This is a genomic window from Streptomyces anatolicus, from assembly GCF_019400875.1.
In the GTDB taxonomy this organism is placed as follows: domain Bacteria; phylum Actinomycetota; class Actinomycetes; order Streptomycetales; family Streptomycetaceae; genus Streptomyces; species Streptomyces anatolicus.
The window spans coordinates 1-11,019 of sequence record NZ_WMBF01000201.1 but is presented as its reverse complement, the minus strand read 5'-3'; the positions used below and the strand labels follow the sequence as shown (position 1 = coordinate 11,019).

Below are 11,019 nucleotides of genomic sequence, written 5' to 3'. Positions count from 1 at the left end.
CCGCCCTGCCGCGCAGGAGGAGGCGGGCCATCAACCGGCCCATCTCCTCGATGTCCTGACGGACCGTCGTCAGCGGCGGCTCGGCCTGCTCGGCCACCGGCAGCATGTCGTCGAAACCGACCACCGCCACGTCGTCCGGCACCCTCCTGCCCCGCTCCCGCAGCACCCGGAGGGCGCCGGCCGCCGACAGGTCGTTGGCGGCGAAGACGGCGTCCAACTCCGGTACGCGGTCCAGGAGTTCCCGCATAGCTCGCTCGCCGCCCGCAGGGGTGAAGTCGCCCTCGGCGATCAGCCGCGGGTCCACGTCGACGAGCACGTCGCGGAAGCCGTCGAGCCGGTCGACCGCGGAGGTCTGGTCGAGGGGCCCGGTGATGTGCGCGACGCGGCCCCGGCCGAGGCCGACCAGATGACGCACCGCCTCGCGCGCCCCGCCTCGGTTGTCGCAGTCGACGTACGGCGCACTCCGCTCGCCCGACGCGGCGTCCCAGCCCGGGCGGCCGCCGAAGACGGTGGGCACCCCGGCGCGCCGGATGATGCCGGGCAGCGGGTCGTCGAGGTGCAGCGAGAAGACGAGGGCGCCGTCGACATGGCCGCCCGCGAGATAGCGCCCGACCCGCTCGTGGTCGTCACGGCCCTCGGTGAGCAGCAGCACCAGCTGGACGTCCCGTGCGGTCAACTCCTTGCTGATGCCGCGCAGTTGGAGCGCGAAGAACGGGTCGGCGAAGACCCTGGTCTCGGGCTCGGCGATCACCACGGCGACCGCGTCGTGGCGCCGGGTGACCAGGCTGCGGGCGGCGCGGTTGGGGACGTAGCCGAGTTCGTCGACCGCGTGCCTGACCTTCCCGGCAAGCTCCTCGCGCACCCCCGGGTCGCCGTTGACGACTCGGGAGACGGTGGCGCGGGAGACCCCGGCGCGCGCGGCCACGGCCTCCAAGGTGGGGCGCGGTTCCTCGGTCACCTTCGGTCACTCCTCCCTGACGGTGTCAGGAGGCATCCTCCCGTATCGGCCGCTCCCTCCTCAGGGAGGCCCCGTACGAGCCCCCGCGTGGATGACAGGCCCCGTACGTGCCGTGGGGCGCGGCGCATACGCTGCCCCCATGTTCAAGAAGCGGAGAGAGCGCGAGCAGGCCGAGCTGGCGGAGCTGCTGCGGCACCCGGACAGGGCGGTGCGCGCCAAGGCCGCCGCCGACGCCGCCGGGAGCGCCGACGTGGAGTGGGCGCTGCGGGAGCTGGCGCGGGCGGTGGCCCGTGAGCCGTACGCGGAGTCCTTCTCCGAGACCGTGGCCGACGGCTTCGCCGCCGCGCTGCGCCGCGACCCCGTGGTCCGTGAGCGGACGGAGCGGGTCTTCGCGGAGCACCTGGACGACCCCGAGGGCCTTGTGCGGGCCTGGACGGAACTCGTGGCGGGGCTGGGCGGGCCCCCGGCCGTGCGGGACGTCGGCCAGGACATGGCCGACGACATGCGGGAGCGGATCGTCCATCTGCGTGGCCGGGGCTGGACGGCAGAGGGCATCGCGGGGCTCGGGCGGCCGGGCGACTTCGCGCGCGACCTGGCCTTCGACATCGCGGTCATCGTGGCGGCCCTGGTCGTACGCAGGAACGAGCCGCTTGCGCCGGACGAGGCACAGCGGGTGCGATCCGGGATCCGCACCGCCCTCGCCGAGGCCCTTGCGCATCCCCCGGGCGGCACGGAACGCGGCGACATCCTGGTGGACCTCACCCAGCAGCCCGAGGAGGACTCGTGGACGGACCGCGCGCGGCTCGGCCTGCTCTTCGACGAGGCGCTGGCCCTCTGCGGCGACGAGGACGCGGACCGCAGGCAGCTCGGCGTCGAGACGCTCTCCGATCTCCTGCTCTTCCACGGCGTGTTCCGCCCCGGGCCGGTGGGCGAGGCCTTGGCCGGACTGGCCTCGGAGCCGCTGGACGCGGTCTCCCTGAGCGAACTGCTGCACGCCTACGACGTCCTGCACGTAGGCGCCCCGCTGGACGACCCGCCGGTGCGGCTGTTCCTCGACGGGCTGCGGCACGATGACGCGCGGGTGCGCGCGGCCGCCGCCGACGGGCTGAACCCGATGGCCGAGGGCAGTGCGCTGGAGGCCGAGACCGTGACCGCGCTGGCCGGCCTCCTGGAGCACGACACGGACGACAAGGTCCGCGCGGCCGCCGCGAGGGCGCTGCACGGCCTCGACTTCGCCGGGGAGAGCGAGGCCCGGGCAGCCGCCGACGCCCTGGCACGCGCCGCGGACTCGCCGGTCGCCGAAGTCCGCGCGCTCAGTCTCCGCAAGGCCCTGGAGCGCGGCGCCCCGGGCGCGTACGACCGGCTGCTCCGGGAGCTGGAATCACCCGATGTCCACTGGGCGTTCCTCACCCAGTACACCGTCGTGGCCGAGAACGCCGAGGCCCGTCTCCCGGCCGACGTCCGGCCCCGGCTCATGGAGCGCCTGGAACGCCTTGAGGCCTCCGGGTGGGCCGAGCGCTGGGACGGCGAGGAGGATTACCCCGACGAGGAGGACCGCGCCGAGATCCTCGCCGCCCTCCTGGAGCACTTGCGCGGCTCCTGAGCCCCCAGGCTCACTGAGCCCACAAGCGCACTGAGCCCACAGGCTCCGGCCTCAGGACGCCCTGGGGCCGGCTAGCCGTGGTGGCCGTGGTCGTGGTCGTGTCCGGCCCCTCCGCCGGACTCCCCCGCACCTTTGGCCCGATGGTGCGGCTCATAGTCCGGAATCGTGCCGTCCGCCTTCTTCACCAGGAAGAGGCCCGCCATCCCCATGTCCGAATGGCTCTGCACATGGCAGTGGTACATCCAGGCACCGGCGCCCACGCCCTCGCCCGCGACGACCTGGAAGCCGAAGGAGTCGCCCGGACCCGTGATCTTGTCGTCCAGGATCTGGCTCGGGTCCTCGGGGCCGGTCAGCATGCCCGTGCGGTTGTCCGCCCAGCGGTGACCGTGGACGTGGAACGTGTGGTAGTACTCACCGTGCGTGATCGACACGAACTCGACCCGCTCGCCCACCGTGGCCTCGAAGTCGGGGCTGTCGTGGCCGGACCTGTTGTTGATCGTCATGTCGTTGAAGACGATCGTGAAGGTCTTGTCCGGCAGCGGATCGCCTTTGCGCCGCACGATCAGCGGACCGTACAGCCCCTTCCTGACCCCGCCGGTGCCGTGGTCCGTGCCGACCACGTGGTCGTGGTAGTGCCAGTAGCCCGCGGTGCCGGGCCGCCAGGTGCCGTCCTTGCGGCGGCCCGGGGCGTGCGTGCGCCAGGTGTAGGTGCGCGTGCCGCCCGGCTCGACATCGCTCCTGGTGTGCTTGGTGCCGTCGCTGGAGATCTCGTAGTCCATGCCGTGGACGTGCAGACTCGCCGCCACATCCATTGTGTTCTCGAACTCGATGTGCAGCGTGTCGCCCTCGTTCAGCTCGATGAGCGGCCCCGGGATGGCAGCCTTGCCCTTCTCCAGGCCGTACCCCATCTGCCCGTCGGGGAGCCTTTCCGCGTACATCTTGAGGCGCTTGACCTCACCACCCGCGGGCGCGGTCCGCGGCGGGCCCTCGGCGGTCCGCGCCTCCGACGCGTGGGTGAGGGACAACGATGTCACGCCTGCTGCTGCCGCCGCGCCGCCCGCGAGCATCCGCCGGTTGAAGCTCCGTCTGTCCATGCCGAACTCCCCACTGCGGTACGGAGACTGACGGGGCGTGAGAGGCCCCGGGGACGGCCACACGGTAGCGAGGGGATCTTCGTTTATCCACAGTCGGGACAAAGTTCGTGCTATCGCGGTGATACCTATTGGCGAGGTGCGAAAAGAGGTCTAGCTTCGTCGGCGCTGTTGCTGTGACCGACGAGGGGTGGGTGTACTCATGCGGCGCACACCGCATCAAAGGCCCTTGACCGTACGAGAGTTGAGCAGAGCACGTCCGAGAGCCAACCGCTCGCGCCGGGCCTGGACGGCCGCGCTGCTGTCCGGCGCGCTGGTCACCGGGGCCCTCTCCGCGCAGGCCGCGACCGCGCGGCCGTTCCCGGACCCACCGCTGACAACGATGTCCCTCCCGTCGCCGCCCGGTGGCGCCAACGTCAAGGTGCTGGTCTTCCACGGCTCCGCCGCCGACGGCGAGGAGTCCCCCGTCGTCAACGCGGGAATCGAGGCCATCGAGAGGATCGGCCAATCGGGCCCGGCCGCCCAGCGGTTCAGGATCGAGGCGACGGACGACCCGGCCGTCTTCACCAATGAGAGAAGGCTCGGCAAGTTCAACGCGGTGGCCTTCCTGACCGGCGGCGGTGACGTCCTCGACCCCGAGCAGGAGGCGGGCCTCGAGGCCTACATGGAGGCGGGCGGCGGCTTCCTCGGCATCCATGACGCGGCCCGCGCCGAGCCGTACTCGTCCTGGTTCACCGGCCTGATCGGCGCCCGCCCTGCCGCCTCCGGCCCGAGCAGCGTCCAGCGCGCGACCGTCGAGGTCGGCGACCGCGAGAATCCGGCGACCAAGGACCTGCCCCTCCAGTGGAAGCGTGCCGACCGGTGGCCGAACTGGACGAAGAACCCCTCGGGCGAGGTGCACACGCTCGCCCGGGTGCGGGAGTCGACGTACGAGCCGGGCGCCGGTAAGAACGGCTGGGATCACCCGGTGTCCTGGTGCCGTGACTACGACGGCGGACGCTCCTTCTACACCGGCATGGGCGGCACGGCGGCCTCGTACGACGAAGCGGACTTCCGCGGTCATCTGCGGGGCGCCCTGCTGTGGACGACCCGCATCGCCCGCGCCGACTGCAAGGCCACGATCAACGCCCACTACAAGGCGGAGCGCCTCACCCAGGCCAACCAGCCCGGTCAGAACGACCAGATCGGCGAGCCGCACGGCCTGGTCACCGCCCCCGACGGCCGGGTCCTCTACATCGGTCGCGGCGGCGCCGACTCCTCCCAGTCGGTGATCACCGACTGGAACAACCCCGACGTCGGCAAGGGCAGAGGGGAGATCCACGTCTACGACCCGAAGACCAAGAAGGTGACGCTCGCGGGCGCGCTGTCGGTCTTCGGCAACAAGGGCGGCGGGGACGAGCTGACCAAGGTCGAGGAGGGCCTGCTCGGCATCGAGCTGGATCCGGGGTTCGAGGAGAACGGCTGGGTGTACCTGCACTACACACCCCACGCGAAGATCGACCGCGAGACGCGCATGGCCGAGCGGTACGTCTCCCGCTTCACGCTCGACCGGGCCACGGACAAACTGGTCATGGAGAGCGAGAAGGTGCTGCTCAAGTGGCCGGTGCAGATCCACAGTTGCTGCCACGCGGGCGGCGGGATGGCGTGGGACTCCCGGGACAACCTCTACATCGCGACCGGTGACAACAACTCCTCGCGGTTCACGGACGGTTACTCGGGCAACAACCCCGAGCCGAACTTCAAGGGCGTCTCCTTCGCCGACGCCCGTCGCACCGCGGGCAACACCAACAACCTCAACGGCAAGATCCTGCGCATCCACCCCGAGCCCGACGGGACGTACACGCTCCCCGAAGGGAACCTCTTCACGGGCAAGGAGCAGGACGAGGGCGGCGGCAAGACGCGCGGCGAGATCTATGTGATGGGCGTGCGGAACCCCGCGCGCATTTCCATCGACAAGAAGACCGACACGCTGTACGCGGGCTGGGTCGGCCCGGACGCGTCCCTGCCGTCGACGACGTGGGGCCCGGCGAAGTACGACACGTTCGCCGCGATCACGCACGCCTCCAACCGAGGCTGGCCGTACTGCATGGGCAACAACCAGCCCTACCGCGACCGAAATCTGCCCGATCCGTCGAAGCCGCTCGGCTGGTACGACTGCGAGAACCTGAAGAACGAGTCGCCCAACAACGACGGCCTGGTGAAGATCCCGCCGGCCGAGCCCAACAACATCTGGTACTCGCCGCAGGGCGGCGGCATCGACTACCCGCGTGACGCGAACGGCGTGCCGAGTTACCGGCCGGAGGAGCAGAAGCAGCTCCTGCCGTGGCTCAAGGGCGGCGGCCAGGCCACGATGAACGGCCCGGTCTACCGCTACGACGCGGCGAGCGCGAGCGCCGACAAGTGGCCCTCCTACTGGGACGGCAAGTGGTTCGTCGGCGACTTCTACGACGGCGACCAGCCGCGGCACGCTGTGCTCACCGACCCGAGGACGGTCGGCGGCGGGGGCCTGCCCGTGCACGCCGAATCGCTGAAGAAGATGATCCCGGTCGGCAACGACGGCATCAAGAACCTCATGGACTGGAAGTTCGCGCCGGACGGGTCCCTGTACGTCCTGGACTACGGCCGCGGGTTCTTCACCTCGGACTCCAAGTCGGCGCTGTGGCGCGTGACGTACAAGGGCGGCGCGCCGACCCCGGCCGCCGACGACCTCGCGAGGAGGACGGGATGACGCGTTCCCCCACCACACGGACCGCACGGCGGCGCAGAGCATGTACGGCACTGTTCGCGGCGCTGCTCATGGTGCTCGGCCTGACGTCCGCCGCCACCGCGCGCCCCGACAATCCCGGGATCGCCACGCAGGCGCAGACCCTCACCTGGACCGCCGACAACGACATCGACAAGTACAGGTCGGCGCCCACCACGGCGGTGGCGGGCCCGACGACGATCGTCTTCGAGAACAGCGAGGCGACCGGCAACACGACGGGCATGCCGCACACGCTGACGTTCGACGTGTCCGACCCGGAGTACAACAACGACGTCCCGCTGAACATCCTGGCCAACCCGAACGACGACCGGGGCGGCAGACACACCGCGCAGGTCACGCTCACCCCGGGCCGCTACCGCTACCACTGCACGATCCCCGGCCACGGGGCGATGCAGGGCATCCTGGTCGTGACCGAGGGCGGCGGCGAGGACACCACGGCCCCGGAGACCTCGGCGAAGGTGGAGGGGCAGACCAACGCCGATGGCGCGTACGTCGGTTCGGCGTCGGTGGCGGTGACCGCGACGGACGCGGGCTCGGGCGTCGACAGGATCGAGTACGCGGTCGGGGCGTCCGGCGCGTGGCAGCCGTACACCGCGCCCGTCGTCGTCGACCAGGTCGGCACGCACAGGATCCGCTATCGGGCGTCCGACAAGGCGGGCAATGCGGCGGCGGAGAAGGCGGTCGACTTCACGGTGGTCGCGCCGCCCACGGACGACAGGACGCCTCCCGAGACATCGGCCACGGTGACCGGTGAGAGGAACGACCAGGGGCAGTACCTCGCGATGGCGACGGTCACGGTCACGGCGTCCGACACCGGTTCCGGCGTCAACAGGATCGAGTACGCGATCGGCGACGGCGGCGCCTGGAAGGCGTACACGGCCCCAGTCATGGTCCATGAGGCGGGCATCCACAAGGTGCGCTTCCGCGCGTCCGACAAGGCAGGCAACCAGGCGGCTGAGAAATCGGTCGAGTTCACGGTCGTCGTGCCGCCGGCCGAGGACAGGACGCCTCCGGAGACCTCGGCGAAGATCGAGGGCACCAAGGACTCGGACGGCGCCTACCTCGGCAAGGCGAAGGTGACGGTCACCGCGACGGACGCCGGATCGGGGGTGGCCGAGGTCGAGTACTCGCTGGACGGCGGCCCCTATCTGGCGTACGAGGGTCCGGTCGTCGTCGACCGTGCGGGGCGGCACACCGTCGCGTACCGGGCGAGCGACAAGGCGGGCAACACGGCCGCGGCCAAGACGGTCTCCTTCACCGTCTCGGCGGGCGGCGGGGTGCCCGCGCCGAACTGCCCGGAGTTCGACGAGCGGTTGACGGTGTTCGTGGGCACGGTCGACACGGGCATCCCCAACCGCGTCACGAACAACCGCTGCCGGGTGGGCGAGCTGATCGAGGACGAGAAGGAGTGGACCTCGCACGCACTCTTCCTGAAGCACGTCAAGGCCGTCACCGACCGGCTTCTTAAAGAAGGCGTGATCGTGCAGCGCGAGTACAACAAGATCAACCAGGCCGCGAAGCAGTCCGGCATCGGCAAGCCGGGCCGGACGGACGGCTACCGCAAGCTCTTCGACGGCACCAAGGAGTCCTTCGACAAGTGGGAGCAGGTGGGCGGCGGCAAGTTCGGGCTCCACGCGGACGGCACGATGACCAGCAGCACCACGGTCCAGGGCATGGGCATGCTGTGGTTCCCGGGGCGCAAGTACGGCGACTTCTCCCTGAAGCTCCAGTGGCGCGACGACGCTCCGGGCAACGCCCGCACCAACTCCGGTGTCTTCGTGCGCTTCCCACAGGTCCACGACCATCCGGAGGAGTCGCGTCCGGAGTGGGTCGCCATCAAGTACGGGCATGAGGTGCAGGTGCTCGACCGTCCTGACGGCGACATGTACAAGACGGGTTCGGTCTACGGCTTCGACCGGGTGGGGCTCGCGGGCGCGGGCGTGACCCCGAAGGGCACCTGGAACGACTACGAGATCCGCGTGGTGGACCAGCACTACTCCGTCTACCGCAACGGCGTCCTGATCAACGAGTTCGACAACACCGGCGGTCAGGACTTCACGCCGCCGCGCGCCGACGACCCGGGCACGGACGGCCGCCGCTACGCGTCCGGCTATCTGGGGCTCCAGGTCCACGGCGTGACGGACGTGGTGTCGTACCGGGACATCCGGATCAAGGAGCTGTAGCCGGGCCCCGGTGGGCCGGCCCTCACTGGTGGGCCGGCCCTTACTCCTCGTGCTTGGCCCGGCTCGGCTGTACGCGCTTCGGCTCGCCCGGCATCTTCGGGTACTCCGGGGGGTACGGCAGGTCGCCGAGGTCGTGGTCCTTCTCGTCCTTGTTGGCGAGGTCGAGAAGGGCTTCGAGAGAGTAGGCGCGGTCCTCCATGCGCGCGTGGACGTCGCCGAGCTTCGCGAAGCGGGCCGGCATCGTGGCGATGTCGAAGTCCTCCGGGGTGGCGTCGTCGACCTCGTCCCAGCGCAGGGGCGCCGAGACGGGGGCGTGGGGGCGGGCCCGTACGGAGTAGGCGGAGGCGATCGTGCGGTCCCTGGCAGTCTGGTTGTAGTCCACGAAGATCTTGGGGCCGCGCTCCTCCTTCCACCAGGCCGTGGTGACCTGGTCCGGCATCCGGCGTTCCAGTTCCCGTCCGCAGGCGATCGCGGCGCGCCGCACCTGGGTGAAGGTCCAGCGCGGCTCGATGGGCACGAACACGTGCAGGCCGCGTCCGCCGGACGTCTTGGGCCAGCCGACCAGGCCGCCGAACTCGTCCAGGACCGCGCGGAGTTCGTGCGCGGCCCGTACCGCGTCGGCGTAGTCCGTGCCGGGCTGCGGGTCGAGGTCGATGCGGAGTTCGTCGGGGTGGTCGAGGTCGTCGCGGCGGACCGGCCAGGGGTGGAAGGTGAGCGTGTTGTACTGGGCGGCCCAGATGACGGCGGCGACCTCGGTGGGGCACATCTCGTCCGCGGTGCGGCCGCTGGGGAAGGTGATGGTGGCGGTGGGGATCCAGTCGGGATGGTTCTTCGGGGCGCGCTTCTGGTAGAAGAACTCCCCGGCCGCCCCGTCCGGGTAGCGCTGGAGGGTGGTGGGGCGGTCTCTGAGCGCGCGCAGGATGCCGGGACCGACGGAGACGAGGTACCGGGCGACGTCCAGCTTGGTGAAGCCACGCTCGGGGAAGACCACCCGGTCGGGGCTGGACAGACGTACCGTCCGTTCCCCCGTGTCGATCTCCACGGCCGCGCTCTTGCCCTTGGCTTCACCCATGGAGCCACGCTAAGCGGGCCGGACATTCGCCGCACACCGGGCAGTATGGGGTGAACCACCGCAGAATCGGAGTATGGATCTGCCGGTGATGCCGCCCGTGAAGCCCATGCTCGCCAAGCCCGTGGCGAAGATTCCGCCGGGCATGCAGTACGAGGCGAAGTGGGACGGCTTCCGGGCGATCGTCTTCCGCGACGGTGCCGACATCGAGATCGGCAGCCGTACGGGCAAGCCCCTCACCCGCTACTTCCCCGAGCTGGTGACCGCCCTGCGGGAGCGCCTTCCCGCGCGCTGCGTGCTGGACGGCGAGATCGTGATCGCCCGGGACGGACACCTGGACTTCGACGCCCTCACCGAACGCATCCACCCGGCGGCCTCGCGGGTCGCGACGCTCGCCGAGCGCACCCCCTCCTCGTTCGTCGCCTTCGACCTGCTCGCCCTCGCGGACGAGTCCCTGCTCACCACCCCCATGGCCGAGCGGCGCGCACGCCTGGAGTCGGCCCTCTCCGGAGTGACGCCTCCGGTCCACGTGGCACCGGCGACCACCGATACGGAGGTGGCGCGGCGTTGGTTCGAGGAGTTCGAGGGCGCGGGGCTCGACGGCGTCATCGCCAAGCCGCTCGACCTGCTCTACCGCCAGGACGAGCGCGTCATGTTCAAGGTCAAGCACGAGCGCACGGCGGACTGCGTGGTCGCGGGCTACCGCCTCCACAAGAGCGGGCCCGTCGTCGGCTCGCTCCTCCTCGGCCTGTACGACGCCGGGGGCGCCCTCCAGCACGTGGGCGTGGCCGCCGCCTTCTCCATGAAGCGGCGCGCGGAACTCGTCGAGGAGCTGGCGCCGCTGCGGATGGAGAGCGCCGAGGAACACCCGTGGGCCGCCTGGGCGGACGAGGCGGCGCATGAGACGGCGCGGCTGCCGGGGGCGCCGAGCCGATGGTCGGGGAAGAAGGACCTGTCGTGGGTGCCGGTGCGCCCGGAGTGGGTCTGCGAGGTGGCGTACGACCACATGGAGGGCGGCCGGCGCTTCCGCCACACGGCGCGGTTCCGCACCTGGCGCCCCGACCGCGCTCCGGAGAGCTGCACCTACGCCCAGCTGGAGGAGCCGGTGCGGTACTCCCTCACGGATGTGCTGGGCCCGCCCCCGCAGGGCTGACGCGGCCCTCCCCGCAGAGCTGACGCCACCCCGCCTCCGCAGAGGTGACGCGGCCCCGCCCTCGCAGAGCTGACGCGGCCTCCGGTGCCGTAATCACGCCAATGTTCGAAGCCGCTCCTCCGCATCTTCCGCCTCATCGGCCGCGACCGTATGCTCCTGCGCCTGACACGTCAGTTACCGACGGTAAGGGGGGCGGGG

General features: G+C 70.9%; 7 protein-coding genes. 4 read left to right on the top strand and 3 right to left on the bottom strand.

The window, feature by feature from the left end; genetic code table 11:
- On the bottom strand, positions 1-958 hold a 958-nt coding region (locus GKQ77_RS18755; RefSeq protein WP_219690050.1), incomplete at its 3' end, for a LacI family DNA-binding transcriptional regulator.
- Positions 959-1,097: 139 nt separating this feature from the next.
- Between GKQ77_RS18755 and GKQ77_RS18750 the strand changes: the two genes are divergently transcribed.
- Entirely contained in the window at positions 1,098-2,561 is a 1,464-nt protein-coding gene (locus GKQ77_RS18750) for a hypothetical protein (RefSeq protein WP_219690048.1), read from the top strand.
- 71 nt (positions 2,562-2,632) lie between these two features.
- On the opposite strand, the gene GKQ77_RS18745 is transcribed toward GKQ77_RS18750, so the two are convergent.
- Entirely contained in the window at positions 2,633-3,655 is a 1,023-nt protein-coding gene (locus tag GKQ77_RS18745; RefSeq protein ID WP_219690046.1) for a multicopper oxidase domain-containing protein, read from the bottom strand.
- A gap of 199 nt (positions 3,656-3,854) precedes the next feature.
- Between GKQ77_RS18745 and GKQ77_RS18740 the strand changes: the two genes are divergently transcribed.
- Positions 3,855-6,380, top strand: coding sequence for a ThuA domain-containing protein (locus GKQ77_RS18740; RefSeq protein ID WP_219690044.1), 2,526 nt, complete (start codon positions 3,855-3,857; stop codon positions 6,378-6,380).
- Complete coding sequence (locus GKQ77_RS18735) at positions 6,377-8,599, top strand: OmpL47-type beta-barrel domain-containing protein (protein ID WP_258021541.1); 2,223 nt, start codon at positions 6,377-6,379, stop codon at positions 8,597-8,599. Before GKQ77_RS18740 ends, GKQ77_RS18735 begins: the two co-directional genes overlap by 4 nt.
- Positions 8,600-8,639: 40 nt before the next feature.
- Here GKQ77_RS18735 and ligD read toward each other — a convergent pair whose 3' ends face one another.
- A complete protein-coding gene (gene ligD / locus GKQ77_RS18730; protein ID WP_219690040.1) occupies positions 8,640-9,671 on the bottom strand; it encodes a non-homologous end-joining DNA ligase in 1,032 nt (343 codons plus the stop codon).
- Between the two features lie 73 nt (positions 9,672-9,744).
- Between ligD and GKQ77_RS18725 the strand changes: the two genes are divergently transcribed.
- Positions 9,745-10,821 carry an ATP-dependent DNA ligase gene (locus tag GKQ77_RS18725; RefSeq protein ID WP_219690038.1) on the top strand — a complete coding sequence of 359 codons (1,077 nt, stop codon included), beginning with the start codon at positions 9,745-9,747 and terminating at the stop codon, positions 10,819-10,821.
- Positions 10,822-11,019: the final 198 nt, after the last annotated feature.